The organism is Anaeropeptidivorans aminofermentans, from assembly GCF_940670685.1.
Taxonomy (GTDB): Bacteria; Bacillota; Clostridia; order Lachnospirales; family UBA5962; genus Anaeropeptidivorans; species Anaeropeptidivorans aminofermentans.
This window is the reverse complement of record NZ_OW711693.1, coordinates 1,294,261-1,314,504: the sequence shown is the minus strand read 5'-3', so window position 1 is coordinate 1,314,504 and position 20,244 is coordinate 1,294,261. Positions and strand designations below refer to the sequence as shown.

The following is a 20,244-nucleotide window of genomic DNA, read 5'->3' as shown; positions in this document are numbered from 1 at the left end:
CATGATGAATATTGGCATTACCGTTTATGGTTGTGAGCAGGACGAAGCCAAAGCGTTTAACGCACTTTCGCCGCGCTTTGGAGTTGTACCCGTCATTACAAGCTCTGCTCTGTCGGAAGCCAACGCAAGGTTATCTCCCGGCAATCAATGTATCAGTGTGGGACATAAATCCGAGGTTTCCAAACCTACCATTGCCGCGCTTAAAAACGCCGGAGTGAAATATATTTCTACCCGAAGCATCGGCTTTAATCACATAGATATGAAAGCCGCCAAAGATATGGGCATCGCCGTGGGAAATGTAACATATTCGCCGGGGAGCGTGGCCGATTACACATTGATGTTAATGCTGATGGTGATACGGGGCGCAAAATCTATCGTGAGCAGCACAGAAAAAAATGATTTCAGATTAGATACTGCCCGTGGAAAAGAATTGTGTGATATGACTGTCGGGGTGCTTGGAACCGGGCATATTGGCAAGGCGGTTATAGGGCGGCTGCAGGGGTTCGGTTGCCGTGTGCTGGCACACAGCCGCAGCAAGGAGACCTCGGCTGACTATGTTTCCTTAAATGACTTGCTGCAAAAAAGTGACATTCTCACCATTCATATACCACTCGGCACAGACACCTATCATCTTATCGGCCAAAGGCAGATTGAAACCATGAAGCAAGGCGCGTATCTTATTAATACAGCCCGTGGTGGAATTGTAGATACTGACGCGCTGATTAAAGCACTTCAAAATGGAAAGTTGGGCGGCGCGGCGTTAGATGTGTTGGAGGGCGAGGAAGGGCTTTTCTATTTTGATTGCACACAGAAGCCGATAGACAATCAATTTTTGCTTGAACTTCAAAAGATGCCGAATGTAATTATTACACCGCATACGGCCTACTACACTGAACGGGCATTACACGATACCGTTGAAAAAACCATACTGAACTGTCTGGATTTTGAAAGGAGTCAATTATATGGATAAATTGAAAGTTGCAATCCTATTTGGGGGTTGTTCAGAGGAGCATGACGTTTCGATAAAATCCGCAAAAGAAATTGCTAATCACATTGACACAGAAAAATATGAGCCTGTTTATATTGGAATTACTAAAACCGGCACATGGAAAATATGTGACAAACCTTGCGCCGAATGGGAAAACGGTGATTGCTGTTCTGCCGTACTTTCGCCGGACAGGGCAATGCACGGATTGATTGTCGTGAAAAATGATGAATATCAAATCCAGCACATAGATGTTGTATTTCCGGTTTTGCATGGCAAGACAGGTGAAGACGGCTCAATACAGGGCTTGCTTGAATTGTCCGGCGTTCCGTATGTTGGTTGCAATATTCAAAGCTCGGCAGTATGTATGGATAAATCCCTGACGTATATTGTTGTTAGGAATGCCGGTTTTAACACTCCCGATTTTTTGATTTTACATGATGGCGATACCCCGGAAGCAGATACTTTAACATATCCTATTTTTATAAAACCGGCGCGTTCAGGCTCGTCTTTCGGAGTGACAAAAGTTAATAGTGCAAATGAGCTACACGCTGCCATTGAAACAGCACGACAGTACGATAGCAAAGTCCTGATTGAGCAAACAGTTTCAGGCATTGAAGTGGGTTGCGCCGTGTTGGGTAACGGTTCTGACCTATTCGTTGGGGAAGTAGACCAAATCACGCTATCCCACGGTATTTTTCGTATTCATCAAGAAGCTAACCCTGAAAAAGGCTCCGAAAACGCCATGTTTACCGTTCCTGCAAACATACCGGCAGAAAAGCGCATAGAGATACAGGAAACGGCAAAAGCAATTTATAAGGCTCTCGGCTGCAAAGGACTATCCCGCGTGGATATGTTTTTGCTTAAAAACGGCTGCATTGTGCTTAATGAAGTAAATACCTTACCCGGTTTTACATCCTATAGCCGCTATCCTCGCATGATGATTTCTGCAGGTATGACGCTTTCCAGCTTGATTAAGCGGTGCATTTCGTTAGCTCTAAATGGGTGATTTGTATGGAAAGAGACTTTGTTTTTTTAGATGAAGTGCTGGGCGGTGTTCGTTGGGATGCTAAATACGCCACATGGGATAATTTCACAGGGAAGCCGGTAGACGGATATGAAGTCAATCGCATAGCAGGAACATACGCGCTGGCTACTGCGCTGACGAAAGCAAAGGAACATGCGGCGGCGCTTGGATACGGCTTACTTCTTTGGGATGGGTATCGCCCTCAACGTGCGGTAGACAATTTTATGAATTGGTCTATACAGCCGGAAGATGGTCGCACAAAAGAAAAACATTATCCCAATATTGAGCGAAGCGAAATAATTTCAAAGGGATATGTGGCAGAAAAATCAAGCCATAGTCGCGGAAGCGCCATTGACCTTACGCTTTATAGGTTGGATACAGGCGCGATTATTCCGATGGGTAGCGATTTTGATTTTATGGATAAGCGTTCACATCATACATCAAAAGATATTTCAGGCATTGAAGCGAAAAACCGCGAGCTATTATGTTCCATCATGGAGTATAGCGGATTTGAACCATACGAATATGAATGGTGGCATTATGTTTTAAGAAATGAGCCATACCCCGACAGCTATTTTGATTTCCCTTTGGCGGGAACTATCTTAAATAAGAGCGCATCAAAGAGTAATGTTTTTTCTGCCTCGCGGTAATATAAAAACCGTTGTTGCGGCGGATGGATAGCTTTACCCAAAACAATATAGAGCAGCCTAACGGCGGTTTTGAAAATTGACATCAAAGCCGCCGTTTTCTATATTGCGACAGGCATATTAACTGCACTCTTTTTCAAGGATACGGCGGTATGGGGAGGGTATTGCTATGTCCTTTTGTCTTTATTTGCTGCCGCCATCATGCATGCCGTAAAAAAATCCATTTCAGTTTATGGGACAATCCCGGTTATTAGCATGGTATATCTTACAGCTAAATATAATATAGCTTTCATTGCCCAGTTAAGTAGCTTCAACCGAGCTTTTTTGCGTCTTCATAAAAATATTTATCACTTTTTTGCCACGAACTTTGCCAAAACAGGGCATTGCCAGCAATTAGGTATGTGAAAGAGGACAACGACCCCACTCGCCTTTACGGGCATAAAAGGAGGTGAAAAAATGAGGCCTCAATCGCACAAAGAGCAGAAGCAATACTACACTTTGACATCTTTTGCAAAAAGACTCTAAAGCTGAATGCCCGCAAATACTATCGCAGACTGACGCGGCGCAGAGAGCATGAGGTAACTATAAGCGAGCTGTCAACACAGGATTTGGCAAAATTGTCCGCCGAGCTACTTATTTCAAAGACGCATTTTGCTTTAACGTCTTGGGTCACGACATTGCCATTTTGGACGAGCTAGTTAGTCGAAGTCCTGAACGAGCTACCGCCGGACCGACGCGACATTATTTTGCTGGTATTTTTCCTCGGCATGATTGACCGGGAAATTGCAGAACAGTTAGACCTTGTGCGCCAAACCACCGGACAAAAACCTTTCAGGAGCTAAAAAATCTATTGGGGATATACTAATTGCGAAGGCAGGATTTAAACCTACGACCTTTGGGTTATGAGTTGTACGACTATATTCTTAATTAGTATTAAATTATTAAGAAATGGCTTATTTGCTTGGTTTTTTTATATGCTATAAATTGACAAATTGTGTTAATTATTATCTAGTATTGAAGGGGTTGCTAGTCGGGTTGCTAGTTTCATATACAGCCTTCTTATATTACAACTTAAAATTAAGCAATTAAAACCATGAGTGTCCAAAAATAAATTTTAGCTTTTATAGACTATTTAATAATCTATCAAGGAAGAGAGACTGCACTAAAAATCAAAGCATTTTTTATCAGTTCTCTAAAGGTAAAATTACTATACTACTCATTATGATTTGATAATCATCCCATAATCGTACATCCTGCATAATATCATAATTTTCATCAATTCACTTGTCTTTGAGGTGTTTGTAAAAAGATTTTTCCTTTCCAACATATATTCCTTCAGCATATTTTGAAAAGAATTCAAACTGATCTACGGTAATATCAATAATTGTACTATCATCCATTACTAGCCATGCGTGATTTGTGGTGTTATTAGGGTCATTATCATAATATCTGCCATTTCCCTGTTTCGTACGAATATCATATACAGAATATAGATAATACGCTAGAAGATCACACGAGTCATCACAGCAACCACCTGGGAAATTACTCATTCTATCCCGACTATCAAATTTTCTATTATACTTTGCATCCAATATTGCTGCACGAAAAGTTACTGCAATATTATATACGCTAATAGGCAGCAACCTTTAACCTTTTATCAGCTTGATTTTGTTTTGCCGGGATAGCTACCTGGATTTTTTTGACTTTGTGAAACTATTCTTCGAACCCTAGCCCCTGCTCTTCGGCGGACGATCCCATATCAGCATAGCCTTTGGGATAAAGATATAATGCAACAATCTTTGTGATTAACGTTTTCATTTCAGGGTCATCATCATCGTCAATAAAAGCAAAATTTGTTATTAAAACACCTAGCGAAATAAGCCTGTGGTTGTCTAGTAACGATATTATAGTAGAAATGGATTTATTCTCCTTGTTTGATGAAAAAAGAGCTCCGCAAAAGTCCAAGTAGATTAAATCAAAATTTACGGCGGTATTAGAAAAAAAAGTATCTATCTTCCCTTTATGAATTTTTACTTGCGGAGATGTATTTAGCAAGTTTTGCATAGCATCTATATAGAGATTGTTTTGTAATTCAAATGCCCATATATTTTCTGGTAGAATCCCTAGATTGCAAAGCTCTTCTAAATCATTTTCTGGATTTGGACCGGTCAAATATGCAACTTTTAGTTCGGTAGCTTGCTTTGAAGATAGAATAGACTTAAAGTGATTTTTCCACGCATCTTTAGTTTCATATTCTAACTGCTTAGCAAGATTATGATCTTCAGCATAGCTCGAATCATTCAACATAAACTTCTCTACGGCATCAAAATATTCAAGAGAAGTGATCGTACTTTTATCTCTGTTTCTGGTCAGGGTTTCTACGCCTGATTAAGTATCATTTTTTGAACCTTATTTTTAACATTCTCAGTATACATTAACTACCCCCATATTATCATTGCTGATGGCAAATTAGCGACTTTGACCGTCCATGCGGTTCGCATTATAGCCATTATCTAATCTTTTCGGAACTTCGTATAATTGCTAAACCGAGAGTCTTCTGATTTTCAAATTCCTGCTTGTATGCATCTAACCGTATTCTGCAGTTCTACATTTATATCCAGCTTTGGTATACCTGGGCTGGTAATTCATACTAATCAACCTGATAGCTCCTATACCTTTTCACCATCTCCTACATAGCCTCTGGAAACAACCAAGCCCGAAATGAAAGAATGAGTTGTTGCTTGCGCATTTGTGTATATGGATGCTAAACATAATGGAAAGGTACAATTAGATTTGTGTAATCTTCTCAAACTGACAGTTGGTGATTTTCCGATGAATCCATTCACTTATAATATAGTCTACCAAGAATTTCAGTTTGCTCACATCATATGAGCTATCTGTAAGGTCGTAATGTTTAAAAGTTCTCACATAATCATCCTTACTTTCCAGTTCACCTTGGTATTTTCTCTCACTTTTATTGTAGCTTGTCCATCTAATACAGGGAGATTTCTCTACACTACCAAAGTCAAGAAAGCACTCAATGGCAACGGCTCTTCCATTAATGTCTTCCTTTGAACTTCCCTGTGGGCCGATAGTACGAATATTCGAAAACTCTGAATGATTGGGGAGCTTTGTTATTATAAAGGCGTCTGGCTTTTTTAGATGCAGTGATTTGTAATATTTTTCAAGGCCAGCAGTATCATTATCAAAAATTACAATTATATTATTCTGAATCCTGATTTTGCATAGTCCAAGACAGAAGTTAAATAAGTTTCCAGTTCCCGTAAAAGGATAATTCTCTTCCATATCAACAAAATCAAAGAAATCGGATATATCAGGATATAGTTGCTCTATCGCTTTACAAAGAACATAAGAATCACTGGAACCCTCTGTTACAATCAGTATTCTTTTCTCAGGCGCCAGTTCTTTAATAACTTCACTCCGTTGTATCCAACCGTTGTCAACAACATCTGCATAACTCCAGTACACCTCTTGATCAGCATTGTTAGGGTTTTCCGCTAAGATGCGGAGTGTGATGTAGGGAGCAAGATTTTCTAAAAACTCAGACACCTCGTATTTAGGGTTTCGATACTCCATATCTTCATCATCCTCATACTCCACGATAATTTTATCTTTAATCTGTGGAGCTTCAAGGATGCACCTTCTAACATACTCTCCGAAATCATATCCGTTCTCTTCAAAATCAACCGAAAGCCGGATTATATCAATTTCTGAAATATCAATAGATTTCAACACATCGTAAAAAACATCAAATGATAGCTTTATTTTGTAGCCGAAATCCTCATGTTGGCGTACGGTTTCTTCAAACATAGCTCTAATAGATGACAGGTCATATCCTAGCAAATCCAAACGTTTTTTCATACAGTTCAGTTTCCGTGCATATCCCTCTTTCATCTCTATGAGTGGCTCATTAGAATCCATATCTACGTAGTAATACGGAATATGTTTTATATCAGAAGGCTTAAATAGAGCAGAGTGATCGGTAAAAGAGTTGTTTTTCCCCCAATCAATTTCCATGCGTCCAATGCCAAGAGTTATCATTGAGCCCATTTATAGCAGTCTCCTTCCTAGCGTTTATCACGAAGTAATCAGTGGCTATAATCCAGCCAGCGAATCCAAACTTCTAATTATCGCTACAACAAAAAACCGCACAGAATACCTCCTGCACGGTCGACTTTATCATCCTTATTATTGCATGGACAGACATTATGCCCACCGTTGACTAATTATATCAAGTATCTCCATAAAGCACAATGATGTTATTAAAACACTTGAGGAATTTTAATATTGCCTCTACACTTTTGATTATCCTAAAAATATAATCAAAAGTGTAGAGGCAATATACATGAAATTTTCTGATGAACAAAAACAAAAACTTGTTGCCCTTTATTATAACGGAGAGTCTGTATCTGATATCTGCCTGCAAAACGGTGTTCCACGAAGTACCTTCTACACATGGCTAAAACCATATCATACACAGGTTACACCCTCAGGACATAACGTCAGCGCAAACGAATTCATTAAAATGAAACAGCGGATTGACACACTGGAGCAAAAGGTAGAGGTTCTTCAGAAAGTAGACTGCACTGTTTCCTCACCGTTACAAGACAAGCTCCAAGAGTTTTCAAAGTTATATGGACAATACAGCGTACACACTTTATGCGATGCTCTCTGTGTTGCTCGAGGAACTTTCTACAATCACATCTTCCGCCGAAAAGAAGTAACCGTTTATGATAAACGCCGTGAGGAGATGCGCGAGCATATTCAAACAGTGTTTGACGAGAGTCGTCAAAGATTTGGTGCCAACAAAATAGCTGTCGTTTTATCAGAGCGTGGTATCAAGACTACTCCCAAGTACGTTGCTGAGCTGATACGGGAAATGGGAATAAAAAGCATTGTCATCAACTCTAAGAAGGAGTACAAAAAACACCTTCGGTTTGCCAAAAAGCAAAACCACCTGCAACGGCAATTTCAGGTTTCAAAACCGAACCATTTCTAGGTCAACGATGTCACCTGCTTCAAGATTAATGATAAATATCAGTATGTTTGTATGCTCTTAGACTTGTTCTCACGCAAAATCATTGCATATGGGATATCATCTAAGAACAGTACCTACTTAATAATCTCCACCTTTAAGCGTGCATTTAAAGAAAGGGGCAATCCGCAGAAACTAACACTTCATAGTGACCAGGACGCACAATATATCTCAAAGGCTCTGCGGAAGCTACTTCGCATAAACAAGGTTGTCCAATCATTTTCCAAGTTGGGAAGTCCTTACGACAACGTAGTTGCAGAAGCGTTTTTTGCGTCAATTAAAAAGGAAGAACTGTATCGCATTATCTACAAATCAGAGCGGCAATTCTGTGAAAGTGTTGATAACTGCACTCGTTTCTACAACACCGAAAGACCCCATAGCACATTAAATTATAAAATACCGGATAAGTTTGAACTGCTTTATGAAGAGAAGAAAGTCAACGCTATATAATTTGGACAATGATGTTCAAAAGTCATTGATTTTAACTTTTCAGCTACAAATTCAAGGTTTTCTATCAAAATACAATAGTCATGCTTGATTTCATATCAAATGTGCAAATGCTGATAAATACTCGCTTTCAGGCATAGAAAAAGGTACGAAATACTAGACAGTCCAATAAAACTATTCAATACTTCATACCCTGTTCTCGATATCTGCCTGCAAAACGGTGTTCCAAGAAGCACCTTCTACACATGGCTAAAACCATATCAGACGCAGGTCACATCTTCGGGACATATCGTCAGTGCAAACGAGTTTATAAAAATGAAACAGCGGATTGAAAAGCTGGAGCAAAAAATAGAGGTTTTGCAGAAAGTAGATTGCACTGTTTCCTCACCATTACAAGACAAGCTTCAAGAGCTTTCTAAATTATACGGTCAATACAGCGTACATACCCTGTGTGATGCACTCTGTATTTCCAGGGGTACCTTCTACAACCACATCTTCCGGAGAAAAGAAGTGACCGTTTATGATAAACGCCGCGAGGAGATGCGTAAACATATTCAGTTTGTGTTTGATGAAAGCCGGCAAAGATTTGGTGCCAACAAAATAGCTGCCGTTTTATCAGAGCGTGGTATCAAGACTACTCCCAAGTACGTTGCTGAGCTGATGCGAGAAATGGGAATAGAAAGCATTGTCATCAACTCTAAGAAGGAGTACAAAAAACACCTTCAGTTTGCTAAAAAGCAAAACCACCTATAGCGGCAATTTCAAGTTTCGGAACCAAACTATTTCTGGGTCAGCGACGTTACCTGTTTCAATATCAATGATAAATATCAGTATGTCTGTATGATCCTAGACTTGTTCTCACGCAAAATCGTTGCATATGGGATATCCCCAAAGAACCGTACTTACTTAATCACATCCACCTTTAAGCGTGCAAGCGTGCATTTAAGGAAAGGGGTAACCCGTAGTAGCTAACATTTCATAGTGACAGGGGCGCACAGTACACCTCGAATGCCTTGCGAAAGCTACTTCGCATGAACAAGGATGTCCAATCGTTCTCCAAGTCTGGAAGCCCTTACGACAATGCAGTTGCAGAAGCATTTTTCGCATCTATGAAAAAGGAAGAACTATATCGCACTATCTACAAGTCAGAACGACAATTCTGTGAAAGTGTCGATAACTACATCCATTTCTACAATTCAGAAAGACCCCACAGCACATTAAACTACAAGACCCCGGATAAGTTTGAACATCTGTATGAAGAGAAGAAAGCCAATATCATATAACTTGGACAATGATATTCAAAAGTCATTGATTTTGACTTTTCGACTACAAATTCAAGGTTTTCTATCAAATACAATATTCACACCTGATTCCATTTCAAATATATAAATGCTTATAAACACAGGCTTTGGACATAGAAAAAGGTATAAAATACTGGACATTCCAATAAAACTGTTCAATAATTCGTAACCTATTCAATTTTCTGAGATAATTCTTATAGCGGCATCTAAAACATTCTCGCCAGAATGAGAATAAAAATCAGGTTTTGTTCCAATTTCTGCATTACATGACCCATCTGGGTTTAATGTATAAGAAATCCTATAGACAAAAATCAAACCGCTTCTTGGAAGTATATCATAAAAGGGGTTAATACCGGGGCCGTCTCCGTCGGAAGGCTGTCCTATCAATGTTGCAAAACCAGTGCTTTTACAAAAATAAGCAAATCCTTCCTCTGAAGAGTATGTTGAATCATCTATTAGAACAAATATATCTCCACTAAGTATTTTTTTATCATATAGGGGCTCAACTGCAAATGAGCTATTTCTAACGATAGTATTTTCATCAAATGAATGAAAGTCGAATTCCGGTAATTCCTTTAGCCCATCAAGCCCTTCTACGTAGTCTCCTCCTACCATATTCAAAACCTCACGATTTTGCATGGTATTTTTAAATAGCACTTTATAATTTGATGATATTGCTTTGTCAATATTAGGTGCTACGATATTATTAGACCAATAATAATCTGAACCCCCCCCAGACTTTCTCATGTCAATTATTATATTTTTCTTTAATTTATTTTCTTCAAAAAAATTCATCAAAATTTCTGCGTCATTATCAACATTGTCCTGCCAAATACTATTAATTTGCAGGTAAACTGTCTCTTCATCTATTTCTTTTATTATAATGTTATTTGGTGGCTTAATTGAAATTTTTGATAATAAATGTATTAGTTCAGGCTTGTATAAATAATCATAAGCGCTTATGGTCTTATCATCAATTAGCTTAGTATACAAAAAATCATGGTATTCACTGTCGATAGCATTGCTTAGGGATTCAAATGAGTTTTTAAGCATTTTATAGCTTCCAGAAGGCAGCACTGTAAAGTGGCCTACTTCTTTGAATTCTCTTGAACAATTAAATATAATATCGTAAAATTCATCAAAGGAAATACTGCTCTTTTCAGCAATTTTGTTTCTATAGCTTAATTTTATTTCATTTATATCAAGTTGAAGAACCCTCTCTGCAACCTGAAAATATGGATAATTTTCTTCCAACCTTTTCCACATATAATCATAATCATGCAATGCATCCTCTACACTGAATTCCTTTATAAATGACGGGGCTGTATAATATTTATATAGCGATAGAATTTCACCAAAAACAAATTTTATAATGAGTATAACAAATATGGCAAAAATAATATTCTTGCGATTTAATTTACTTTTAATATTTTTCATAATTATTCCTTCTATCTCAAACGATTAAATACAATTCCTTTTTAAGTTTATATTGACAATGACCTTCAGTGCTTATTTTTTTACATGAGAAACAATTATCCAGACATGTTTCAATATTAAAAAAGCAAAGCGGATTGTCTATATATTTATTTAAATTGTTTAGAGTTTCACTTTTATAAAAATTAGATAAAACGGCACTGATATAGTTATACTGATACCCATAGATTTTTAGCTGGCAGTATAATTTAAGGCAATAATAGAAGTTATAATGCGTTTTATTATTCTCAATTAATAGTTTGCTATCTCTAATAGTATTTACTATAACATCATATCTTTCCAACTTAATATTCAAAGAAATATATAAATCCAATACATAGAATTTTTTTGCTTCACTTGAACTCAAAAAATTATGTGAATATATCAGCGTATCAAGGGGCATGTTTTTGTCAATTCCATTGTCAATATAATCAACAATTATCTGCACATCGCCTTTCTCCAAATGTAAAAGTTTTGTATTTAATAACTCTATAGGGTTTAAATCTTCTAAATAATTAAGTAGCGTTTTTTCATCCATTGGCGCTACCTCGCTTATACCAGGCACTAAAAAGTGAAATGCATATATATCGGAAACTGTATTGTTTATAACAAAAATTTCATAACCTAAAGCATATATTAAATCGACCAAAAATTTTTTCATATCTTTATTACTTTTAAATTTATTATATTTTTTCATATCATAGTCAATCTCTTTACCCCAAAAAAATTCAATCGGAAATGCAGCTCTTCCATCTACATAAAAATTGTGGTAATTCAAACGGGATTCAAATATATTTTTATTATGAGAAGCACCCGTCATATATTTAGAATATTTAATTAGACTTCTACCTTGGAACATCTCCGTAAAGCACCTTTCAATTGCAATTTCCATTATTGGATGCACCCCAATTTTAACAAAATAAGAGGCATCTCTCTTATTAATTAATATTATGCCGATAGCTGGTATATCGGTACCCATAGATAAATCCAAAATCTTTACACTGAAATAGTCTGTAGACTCAATCTTATTAATAATGTCAACAATAAAACTGAAGTTTTCAAGAAAGTTCAAGCTTTCAGGATTAATATATATAGGTTTTTGTTTTTCTTCAATATATATTTTTGCCACATATCGTTCCAAAATTTCTGATAATCCCTGAACATAAGCTTCCGTCTCGGAATTACCTGCCACCATACCGTTACTACCATAAATAATGCTCAATAAATTATTGGGTAGTGCTACAGTGCTTTTTCCATCTAAAGACGTGAATACTTTGGTTTTCTGTTCAGATGGCATTGAAAGCAGAAATTTTTCAAACAGTGATTGTGAAAAAATATTTATATATTCCTTGGAAACTATCTTATACCATTCCAAATAGCTGTGCACGCAATAATCGCTTATTAATTCTTCGCCATACATATTCTCAATATTCGAGTTTATATAAAAGAACGCCTTATTTTGCACCCTTTCCATCAATTCACCATAAGCACTGGCTAAGGCGTATAATTTGCTAACTCCTTTTCCATTAGTGCTGATATTTCCAACACCAATACTCACAGAATATAAATTAATATCTGCATTATCATGCCACTGTTCCGTAATCAAAATTTCTCTTTCAAGAAAAAATAAATTAGCTAATTTAATAGTGGAATATGGATCTCTATCTTTATATTGGTTATTCATAAAAATCTCCTGATTTTATAACTAAGATTAATTTATTTGGATTTAATTTTCAACTAATTCAAGCTTTCTGTCATATTCTTCGATATTTCCTTTGTCAAATACATAAACATGGTCGAATTGGGACAAATATTGTATTTTGTGGGATATAACAATCACAGCCTCATCTTTATATTCGTTAAAAACCAAATTCATTATTTTTCGTTCACCAATAATATCCAGATTACTCGTAGGTTCATCAAGTACTATAAATTGATAATGTTTAGTGAGGATTCTCGATATAGCCAACCGCTGAAATTCGCCTCCCGAAAACGTTGTTCCTGATGAATCTAGTTCCTTACTTATGTTTGTATATACTCCCTCAGGCAATGAGCATATTTTTTCATACATACCAACCTTAACTAATGCACTTTTTACCAGCTTCTCATCATTTTCCTTATCAATTACTGGGCGCATTAAAATATTTTCAATAATTGGAATCGCAAAAAACTCAAAATCCTGGAATACTACACCTATATTCCCTAAAAATACATTGCTGTCATATAAATTATAGTTTTGACCATTTAAAAATACCTCGCCTTCGCTCGGGCTATACAATCCCAGCAGTAATTTTACAAAAGTGGATTTACCGGAGCCATTAAGTCCAAGTATTGCTATTTTCTCTCCTTTAAAAATTTTAAGGTTAATACTATCTAAAACATGTTCTAATTTATCGTTGTTATATATATATCTAACATTTCTGAATTCTATAGAATCAATAGAATTTATTTCGTATAGCTCCACTCGTCTATCATTACCCGAGGAATATTCAACAAAATTCCGGAATTTTTCTATATATAAACTGTTTTCGTAGAGCTTTGGAAATGTATTTAAAAAGTTTAAAATTGATCCGCTCAGCTGATTAGATGCATTTAATATCATTGCAAAATCACCAATTGTAATCTTATTGCTAACTGCCCTTAATATCAAATGTATCTGAATAGCAAATTGCGCAATTATCTGGAAGATATTCTGTAGAGTCAAGTTAGATATTTGCTTGCCACTATATTTCTTTATGATTTTTTCAGCATGAACTACTGCACTGTCAAAATGATGCTTTAATGATTTATTTACATTGCTTGTACGCAATTCCTTGGCATAAGATTTAAGATAATAAACACGTGATATATAGGATATAATTCGGTTGGACTTAACTGATTCTAAATTAATATAGTATGACAGTCTGGAAAGCCTGAAATTTATAATAAAGTTGAGCATTACATTAATAGAAACAGCTATAATTATAATCCAATCCACATAAACAATAACAGCTATGGTTGAAATAATTTTTATAATATTATTAATTAAGCTGATAAACGTATTTAATACATTAATTGCCCTTGTATCGGAATTATTCATGGCGAGAGTATAATTATCATAAAATTCGGTGTCATCAAATTTTGATATCTCAACCTGCCTCGATTTATGGAATAGTTCTTCCCTCATAACCTTCATGAAATGCAAATTATTTTTTGGTAACAAACTATATTGATAATAATTGTTAATTAATGAAAGCCCTATATGAATAAAAAAGTTAAGCGCCAGATACATCATAAAATATTCAAACAAATCCTGATTAATTATGACTTCTATGGAAAATTTAGTTAAGTAGAGAACCAATATTGACTGCACGCTTGATAGAACTGATATCAATATCGTTAAAAGTACAAACTTTTTACAATATTTCCACACGTACTTTAGCATGTACAAATTATTTTCAAAAGTGTTTTTCATAGTCCCAATTCACTTCTTTATTATATTATATAGTTTATTCTGTAAGAGCCATCATTTTTCCTGAACTATACAGAACCTTTTTTTCGACAAATCTCTTGCAAAAATGCATATTTTGACAATTATTACATTCCTCTGTGCATATAATTTCGAAATAGTCTTTGAACGAATCACCGTGATAATCATTCAATACTTTACTAACTACTTCTTTACTATAAAATACATGCAAATATTCGACTATCTCATTCTGATTTTTATTTGAATCTAAAGAATTAAGGAATGTTTTATAGCAATCAAAATATATGCTCTTTTTTCCTTGTGCTTTAAAAGCTGCTTGGATAGCGTCTATCTTTATATTTCAATTTGACCCCCCTAATCCTTATAAACAATTCTCGTATTTATTCTAAGTTAGTACATAAAATTATTAATTGCATATAATTCGGGCCTGTTAAAGCAAGGCTCCGAATGTAGCTTTAACAGGCCCCACCTAAACAATATCAGACGTTGAACAATAATTACCTATGTATGCTTCTTGTTCCGCAAGCACCATAATTTGGAGCACATTCAATCTCCGGGGGAGAACCGCAACCCCAGTCAATCGTACAATCACATTCAATGTCAATATCGCCGCAACTGCATACTGCTGCATTAACTCCACAGTTGCACATAAATTCATTTGGGCACCAAGTATAATTTGACCCAAATGGAATGGCATTATTATTTATATCTATAACTTCATATCCTTTTTTCATATATATCTCTCCCAAATATATATCTACAAACATTTATCTATAAATGCTTCTTGTTCCACATGCACCATAATTTGGTGAGCATTCAACATCCCCACAAAATCCATCTGTAGGACACGAACAAATTAAATTACATTCACAAATTACCAAATTAGGGCAATAGTTTATATCCTGAGGTTCAATGCTATTATCGAGTTCAATTACCTCGAATCTTTCACTCATAATAACCTCCTTTGACAAATAATATAATATAACATAGCTACCGGGTTACACTTCTTGTTCCGCATGCACCATAGTTTGGTGCACATTCAACCTCTGGAGGTGAGCCGCAGCCAATGCAGATAAATAAGAAATATATAGGTCTACAAGAGCTACTGGAGGATATTCCTTAATAGATACAAGGTATGCAGCATTGACATGGACTGATAATAATAGTAAGTCAGATGGTACGACTTATTATTATAAGATTAAAACCGTTACAAACAGAGGCGGCAATGAATTTTATTCTGACTATTCAAACTATGCATCTGCTACTTATATGAGAATGCCTGAAGTTAAATCCTTAGTTAATATAGGAAAAGTAGTATCCATTACATGGGGAAGTGTAGCAGGAGCATTGAAATATAATGTTTATAGAGATTCCAAATTGATTGGAACGACAACAAGTACGAGTTATAGTGATACAGCTACACTGGGTACTTCTTACGATTACTCAATTCAAGCTGTAGCAGGAACGTCACTATCTACAAAGTCAGCTGTAAAATCAATACGGTTACTACAAACACCAACGTTAACTGTCTCCAGCAATACAATACATCATTACGTTTATCATGGTCTTATAATAGCTTTAACCCACCTAATGGGTATATTTTATATAGAGCAACAAGTCAAAACTGTACTTACAGCCAAATATATTCTACCACTAACGGAACTAAATCTTATACAGATACAGGGCTAAAAACGGGTACAACTTATTACTATAAAGTTATGGCAAATAATACTTCATCTACTGGGCATAAGATATATTCAGATTATCCAACTGTTAAGTCTGGAGCTCCAAAATAGGATAAATAATACATGCGCTATGACAATTGGGAAATGACTATATCCCCCCATTGCCATAGCGTTTAATTCATTTTTCCGGATTTTCTCTATAGAGAGATACAGTATTGCCATGAGCTTTTAGCAGGAAATATAAAAAAGGTAGCCAATGAATCCCCTTTAGTCTCTTAGCTTTTAACAGCAGGCGGATATCAGAACTCCATTTTTCTTTAACTGCCTGTAAGTTTTTAAGAGCTTCTTTTAAAAAACATGTAAGTGAGTTTGGAAATATTACAAAGGATCGATATTTGAAAAGTGTACAAAATCTGTCAACCCAAATCCTAAAGGAAATATTTTAAAAAAGATAAACTCCAATGGCGAGATGCTCTCTATAATAAATAAAGTAACTAATGAATTTGATATAAAAACTTTTAACGAAGCAATAAGACTTTATTTTAAACCGGCAGATGGTATAAACTACTTTAATCAACAATACCATAAGGAGGATTCTTCTAAAGGGTAAAATATAAATGTGTTTGTTGCGGCAATTGCGCGTTAATCAGCGAACCGCTAAGAACATTTGAAATTTACTGTTGGAAAAGATGGGGCGTATATTAATAAAGATGGCAAAATGGCGGTTGATAATTCTATTTTTAGCCCAACTTCTTATGTAGTAGTTAAGGGGGTAAAATATAATTCAGTAAAGATGATATATAACTGGATGCTATAGGGATACTTGTTAATGGAAAATCTGCAATTTAATGCAGGTTTCTCAGTTTTCTAGAACACAGTCTTTAAACAAATATTAATATTATATTTTTTCTATCAAGCTATAATGACAGAATCAAATTAAGAACAGGATCTGTCTTGTTAATATAATCTTCAATACTAATGCTTATTTCAATATCTGGGTATAAAGTGTGATTTACAAGGCTTTTAGGTTTATAACCTAAATTATTGTCATAAGAATTCAATGTGGGAATCCACATTACAAAGTTGGAATTTCTGAGGCTAGTTCGTTGTCCGCTGCCGATATAAGGTTTTCCACCGCCTGGGGGAAGACCTACCACTGTGGCGCCGGCCTCATCTTTTAAATACATCGCGGTAGTTCCTGCCATTGAAAATGTACTGTAGTCTGTAATCACATAAAGACACTTCGTTTTTAAACCGAAGGATACCAACATTTCCACCCAACCGTTCTTTAAGGCAGTAAACTGACCGCCGCCGTTTTCTCTAAGGTCTAAGATTATTTTTTCAACGGAGTATTTATCTATAAATGAAGCCAGACGTTCTTCCAAATCTTTGCCTTCACTTGAACTAGGAATATAATATAACCTTAGATACAGTGCTTTTTTGTCCTCAAGATAATCAAGCCAAATAGGTTCGCTTTTACTGTTGTAGAAAGCCTCCGCTCCTTCAGACCTGCTTTCGATAGCTTCAGGTAATTTATCTATAGCAATCTGTTTATACACGTAAATACCAAAGGTATTGTCATCAAGGCTTGTAAAGGTATAGTTTACAGAAGCTTCCAAGTTCTCCATTAAATCAAGAGCCTTAAGGATCATGGGATAATACAACTTTGATCCGAACAGAGATCTTGAGTTGTAGAGATTGTCACCACTGTAGAGTCGGTAAAATCGGTTGAAAACCTCATCGATAGATACGCCGTTTATTTTGTCCAGCCGGCAGTTGAGGGCTTTTTCATAGGACTTGTCATAGACAACAGTGCAATAAACACCATCCGCAAAAGTCTGAAAGGAGAAGGGAAATCTGGTACCGCTGCTCATGCCTACTGCAATTTCTGTGAACATATGCCCATCTTGAAATAGAGCGGTAATTTGTTGCATGCGAACCTGTATATCAAAATCGTCAAGTTCTGGTAAGTCTGCATAAAGACGGTCAAATGCAATATCAACCTTCTTGCTTATTTCTAAATTTTCTTTGCTATTTTCAATATCAAGAAATTTACGGGTATAGGAGGCCATCTGATTTTCAAAGTAAGTAATATCGACTGTCCAGTTTTCAATTTTTTTTGCATTTTCATCTTCTTCTATTGCATCAGCGACAAAAGATGGTTCAATAGTATTTTTTTCTGCGGTTTCTTTTGGAGTTTGATCTTCAGCGGTTTCTGTACTAAAAGTGTTTGAAGATTCACTGGCTATATCACTGCTACAAGAAGTAAATGAACAAAGAGTAACCATAGTAACGATTAAGGTGTACAGGAGTTTTTTCAATTTTAGCATACACGCCTCCTATTTAATGTAGACAGTTTGTTGACAGATACAGTAAACAATTTATACATAACTATAAATTACACAGAATGAAAAATCAATAAAACCAACAAGAGATAATTCATAAGTGTTATAAACTATAAAAGAAGTTGAAGAGTATCTTGTCGAGTTATCTTATTGCTATTTATGAGGGTCCATTAATATTTTTTTGTTAGATACCCATATGCATTGCATTTCTTCTATATGAATATTTGTAATAGATTTAAAAGATACATATAGGTAATTTTAATTTGATAAGCAGTATTCGTAATGATATAATCATGTCGAATAATATCGGGAATTGAGGATAAAATTATTATTTATAAGGAATAATCTTATCCTAATACATAAAAAATAGCTTATTTTCCAGCTTGTGCTGCTATTTAAAAGCAGCGATAAAATATTGTTGAGCATTAAAAGGTTAAAGCTCAATTATTTTGTAGTCTATATATATTATAACATGGATAAAGATAACGGTTATTCGGGGCTTTTGCTATAAATTAAATAATTAGCGGAATAACTGATAAAGATGAGGTGCAATAATGGAACTGATGCAAAATGAAATGACGCCGAGAGAAAGGTTGACTGCATACGCAAGGGGAGAGGAGGTTGATCGTATTCCAACGACTCTTTCTGCTGGTGAGACAATACCTTTCTTATATGGTATTTCCATAAGGGAATACTACTTTTCTGCTGACCTTATGATTGAAGTTGAATCTCGTATGGCAAAAGACTTTGGTGCAGATAATATGGGTATGGGATTAGGCCTTCGTACATTGGCAGAAGCAATAGGCACAAAGCTTCATTATACTGACGATAATGTTTCTTTCATTACTGAACCGATAATTAAAGATTATTCTCAATTATCCAATATGAGCACAGTAAATATTAATAAGGATGGAAGACTTCCTATCTTAATTGAGGCCTTCTCTCGATTGCAGGAACGTTTTGGTAAAGAGCGAATTATCAGCTCCGGCATGGCTGGTCCATTGACTACTGCATGCGCATTAGTAGGAGCAGATAAGTTTTTAAAAGATATTATAAAAAGACCGGATGAAGTAAGATTGCTTATGGAATACAGCACCGCTTGTGTAATAAATTGTGCAAGAGATCTTAATGCCAAGCTTGGCATCTCCTTAAGTCTTTCGGAACCAATTGCCTCAGGTAATCTCATCAGTAGAAAAATGTTTGAGCGATGGTTAGTCCCCTATTTAAAAGAAATAGTAGATGCATTTAAAACATTTCAAAATGCACCTGCTCTCCATATTTGCGGAAAAACCAAAGATAGATGGGAAGATCTCCTCACTTGCGGTATTTCAGGTTTTTGGGCGGATAATTGTGAAAGCCTTCAAGAAATTAAAGCGTTTATGGGTGATCAGGTAAGCATTAGCGGAAATGTAACTCCTGTAGAAATCCTCAGAAACGGAACAATATCTGAAATTGATGAAGCGGTACGTATTTGTATTTTGGAAGGATCCGATTCTCCCATGGGGTATTTACTTTGCCCCGGCTGCACAACACCTGTAGGAACACCAAAAGAAAACATGATTGCGTTTATGAATGCAGCTTCAAAATACGGGCGGAGTGCAAAGAAGGGGTATCCTTGCAGGTATGCAGAGAAAAATATCAGATAATTAATTGAAATATTTTTGCTATTCTGGAGCACAATAATTATTTTACAGAGATTATCATTTTTTAAGGATCTTTTTATAAATGCTTTACTATAGTAACTTTATGGTGAATAAATAAAAAGAAGAATAGGTTAATATTTACTTTTTCGTTAGGTTCTGTGGTTTT

19 protein-coding genes and 2 pseudogenes are annotated in these 20,244 nt (G+C 35.8%); 12 read left to right on the top strand and 9 right to left on the bottom strand.

Annotated features, from left to right (window positions below; translation table 11 throughout):
- Position 1 precedes the first annotated feature (1 nt).
- The 5 genes from vanH to NBX03_RS16150 all read left to right on the top strand — a co-directional run bounded on the left by vanH (position 2) and on the right by NBX03_RS16150 (position 3,501).
- Positions 2-970 carry a D-lactate dehydrogenase VanH gene (gene vanH / locus NBX03_RS05435; protein WP_250229738.1) on the top strand — a complete coding sequence of 323 codons (969 nt, stop codon included), beginning with the start codon at positions 2-4 and terminating at the stop codon, positions 968-970.
- Positions 963-1,994: a D-alanine--(R)-lactate ligase gene (gene vanA / locus NBX03_RS05430; protein WP_250229737.1), complete on the top strand. Its 1,032-nt coding sequence runs from the start codon at positions 963-965 to the stop codon at positions 1,992-1,994. The genes vanH and vanA overlap by 8 nt, the downstream gene beginning before the upstream one ends.
- Before the next feature lie 5 nt (positions 1,995-1,999).
- Positions 2,000-2,662 (top strand): D-Ala-D-Ala dipeptidase VanX, encoded by a 663-nt coding sequence (gene vanX / locus NBX03_RS05425; protein ID WP_250229736.1) that lies wholly within the window; start codon positions 2,000-2,002, stop codon positions 2,660-2,662.
- A 69-nt stretch (positions 2,663-2,731) separates the two neighbouring features.
- Entirely contained in the window at positions 2,732-3,064 is a 333-nt protein-coding gene (locus tag NBX03_RS05420) for a hypothetical protein (RefSeq protein WP_250229734.1), read from the top strand.
- A gap of 305 nt (positions 3,065-3,369) precedes the next feature.
- Entirely contained in the window at positions 3,370-3,501 is a 132-nt protein-coding gene (locus NBX03_RS16150; RefSeq protein WP_408628558.1) for a sigma factor-like helix-turn-helix DNA-binding protein, read from the top strand.
- A gap of 438 nt (positions 3,502-3,939) precedes the next feature.
- Here the strand turns inward: NBX03_RS16150 and NBX03_RS05415 are convergent, their stop codons facing one another.
- From NBX03_RS05415 to NBX03_RS05405, 3 genes are all read right to left on the bottom strand, one after another.
- Positions 3,940-4,302 carry a hypothetical protein gene (locus NBX03_RS05415; protein ID WP_250229733.1) on the bottom strand — a complete coding sequence of 121 codons (363 nt, stop codon included), beginning with the start codon at positions 4,300-4,302 and terminating at the stop codon, positions 3,940-3,942.
- A gap of 70 nt (positions 4,303-4,372) precedes the next feature.
- The gene (locus NBX03_RS05410) at positions 4,373-4,966 is read right to left on the bottom strand and encodes a hypothetical protein (protein WP_250229732.1); all 594 of its coding nucleotides are present in this window, start codon (positions 4,964-4,966) and stop codon (positions 4,373-4,375) included.
- Between the two features lie 480 nt (positions 4,967-5,446).
- Positions 5,447-6,730, bottom strand: a complete 1,284-nt coding sequence (locus NBX03_RS05405) for a HEPN/Toprim-associated domain-containing protein (protein ID WP_250229731.1) — start codon at positions 6,728-6,730, stop codon at positions 5,447-5,449.
- A gap of 295 nt (positions 6,731-7,025) precedes the next feature.
- Between NBX03_RS05405 and NBX03_RS05400 the strand changes: the two genes are divergently transcribed.
- The 5 genes and pseudogenes from NBX03_RS05400 to NBX03_RS16135 all read left to right on the top strand — a co-directional run bounded on the left by NBX03_RS05400 (position 7,026) and on the right by NBX03_RS16135 (position 9,445).
- On the top strand, positions 7,026-7,679 hold the full coding sequence (locus tag NBX03_RS05400; protein ID WP_250229729.1) for a transposase: 654 nt from the start codon (positions 7,026-7,028) through the stop codon (positions 7,677-7,679).
- A gap of 18 nt (positions 7,680-7,697) precedes the next feature.
- Positions 7,698-8,165, top strand: a pseudogene (locus tag NBX03_RS16145) (transposase); the annotation flags it as partial.
- Between the two features lie 312 nt (positions 8,166-8,477).
- On the top strand, positions 8,478-8,915 hold the full coding sequence (locus tag NBX03_RS05395; RefSeq protein ID WP_250229728.1) for an IS3 family transposase: 438 nt from the start codon (positions 8,478-8,480) through the stop codon (positions 8,913-8,915).
- Between the two features lie 27 nt (positions 8,916-8,942).
- Positions 8,943-9,134: pseudogene (locus NBX03_RS16140) on the top strand (IS3-like element IS1501 family transposase); the annotation flags it as partial.
- A gap of 59 nt (positions 9,135-9,193) precedes the next feature.
- Positions 9,194-9,445 carry an integrase core domain-containing protein gene (locus NBX03_RS16135; RefSeq protein WP_323373262.1) on the top strand — a complete coding sequence of 84 codons (252 nt, stop codon included), beginning with the start codon at positions 9,194-9,196 and terminating at the stop codon, positions 9,443-9,445.
- Positions 9,446-9,637: 192 nt separating this feature from the next.
- Here the strand turns inward: NBX03_RS16135 and NBX03_RS05385 are convergent, their stop codons facing one another.
- From NBX03_RS05385 to NBX03_RS05365, 5 genes are all read right to left on the bottom strand, one after another.
- Positions 9,638-10,900, bottom strand: coding sequence for a S41 family peptidase (locus NBX03_RS05385; protein ID WP_250229727.1), 1,263 nt, complete (start codon positions 10,898-10,900; stop codon positions 9,638-9,640).
- A gap of 16 nt (positions 10,901-10,916) precedes the next feature.
- Positions 10,917-12,620, bottom strand: a complete 1,704-nt coding sequence (locus NBX03_RS05380) for a YcaO-like family protein (RefSeq protein ID WP_250229726.1) — start codon at positions 12,618-12,620, stop codon at positions 10,917-10,919.
- Between the two features lie 42 nt (positions 12,621-12,662).
- A complete protein-coding gene (locus tag NBX03_RS05375; RefSeq protein ID WP_250229725.1) occupies positions 12,663-14,390 on the bottom strand; it encodes an ATP-binding cassette domain-containing protein in 1,728 nt (575 codons plus the stop codon).
- Positions 14,391-14,902: 512 nt separating this feature from the next.
- A complete protein-coding gene (locus tag NBX03_RS05370; RefSeq protein WP_250229724.1) occupies positions 14,903-15,139 on the bottom strand; it encodes a hypothetical protein in 237 nt (78 codons plus the stop codon).
- A 33-nt stretch (positions 15,140-15,172) separates the two neighbouring features.
- A complete protein-coding gene (locus NBX03_RS05365; RefSeq protein WP_250229723.1) occupies positions 15,173-15,358 on the bottom strand; it encodes a hypothetical protein in 186 nt (61 codons plus the stop codon).
- Positions 15,359-15,548: 190 nt separating this feature from the next.
- Between NBX03_RS05365 and NBX03_RS16020 the strand changes: the two genes are divergently transcribed.
- Positions 15,549-16,094, top strand: a complete 546-nt coding sequence (locus NBX03_RS16020) for a fibronectin type III domain-containing protein (protein ID WP_330638480.1) — start codon at positions 15,549-15,551, stop codon at positions 16,092-16,094.
- A gap of 913 nt (positions 16,095-17,007) precedes the next feature.
- Here NBX03_RS16020 and NBX03_RS05355 read toward each other — a convergent pair.
- Positions 17,008-18,420 (bottom strand): S41 family peptidase, encoded by a 1,413-nt coding sequence (locus NBX03_RS05355; RefSeq protein WP_250229722.1) that lies wholly within the window; start codon positions 18,418-18,420, stop codon positions 17,008-17,010.
- A gap of 569 nt (positions 18,421-18,989) precedes the next feature.
- Here NBX03_RS05355 and NBX03_RS05350 point away from each other — a divergent pair.
- Entirely contained in the window at positions 18,990-20,081 is a 1,092-nt protein-coding gene (locus NBX03_RS05350) for a uroporphyrinogen decarboxylase family protein (RefSeq protein ID WP_250229721.1), read from the top strand.
- The last annotated feature ends 163 nt before the right edge of the window (positions 20,082-20,244 follow it).

Excerpts from the sequence above, each read along its gene's own strand:
- NBX03_RS05395 (WP_250229728.1), top strand. The coding sequence starts at position 8,478 with ATGAAACAGCGGATTGAAAAGCTGGAGCAAAAAATAGAGGTTTTGCAG.
- NBX03_RS05365 (WP_250229723.1), bottom strand. The coding sequence starts at position 15,358 with ATGAGTGAAAGATTCGAGGTAATTGAACTCGATAATAGCATTGAACCT.
- NBX03_RS05385 (WP_250229727.1), bottom strand. The coding sequence starts at position 10,900 with ATGAAAAATATTAAAAGTAAATTAAATCGCAAGAATATTATTTTTGCC.
- NBX03_RS05375 (WP_250229725.1), bottom strand. The coding sequence starts at position 14,390 with ATGAAAAACACTTTTGAAAATAATTTGTACATGCTAAAGTACGTGTGG.
- vanA (WP_250229737.1), top strand. The coding sequence starts at position 963 with ATGGATAAATTGAAAGTTGCAATCCTATTTGGGGGTTGTTCAGAGGAG.
- NBX03_RS05405 (WP_250229731.1), bottom strand. The coding sequence starts at position 6,730 with ATGGGCTCAATGATAACTCTTGGCATTGGACGCATGGAAATTGATTGG.
- NBX03_RS16135 (WP_323373262.1), top strand. The coding sequence starts at position 9,194 with ATGAACAAGGATGTCCAATCGTTCTCCAAGTCTGGAAGCCCTTACGAC.
- vanX (WP_250229736.1), top strand. The coding sequence starts at position 2,000 with ATGGAAAGAGACTTTGTTTTTTTAGATGAAGTGCTGGGCGGTGTTCGT.
- vanH (WP_250229738.1), top strand. The coding sequence starts at position 2 with ATGATGAATATTGGCATTACCGTTTATGGTTGTGAGCAGGACGAAGCC.
- NBX03_RS05350 (WP_250229721.1), top strand. The coding sequence starts at position 18,990 with ATGGAACTGATGCAAAATGAAATGACGCCGAGAGAAAGGTTGACTGCA.
- NBX03_RS05400 (WP_250229729.1), top strand. The coding sequence starts at position 7,026 with ATGAAATTTTCTGATGAACAAAAACAAAAACTTGTTGCCCTTTATTAT.
- NBX03_RS05380 (WP_250229726.1), bottom strand. The coding sequence starts at position 12,620 with ATGAATAACCAATATAAAGATAGAGATCCATATTCCACTATTAAATTA.
- NBX03_RS05355 (WP_250229722.1), bottom strand. The coding sequence starts at position 18,420 with ATGCTAAAATTGAAAAAACTCCTGTACACCTTAATCGTTACTATGGTT.
- NBX03_RS05410 (WP_250229732.1), bottom strand. The coding sequence starts at position 4,966 with ATGTTGAATGATTCGAGCTATGCTGAAGATCATAATCTTGCTAAGCAG.
- NBX03_RS05370 (WP_250229724.1), bottom strand. The coding sequence starts at position 15,139 with ATGAAAAAAGGATATGAAGTTATAGATATAAATAATAATGCCATTCCA.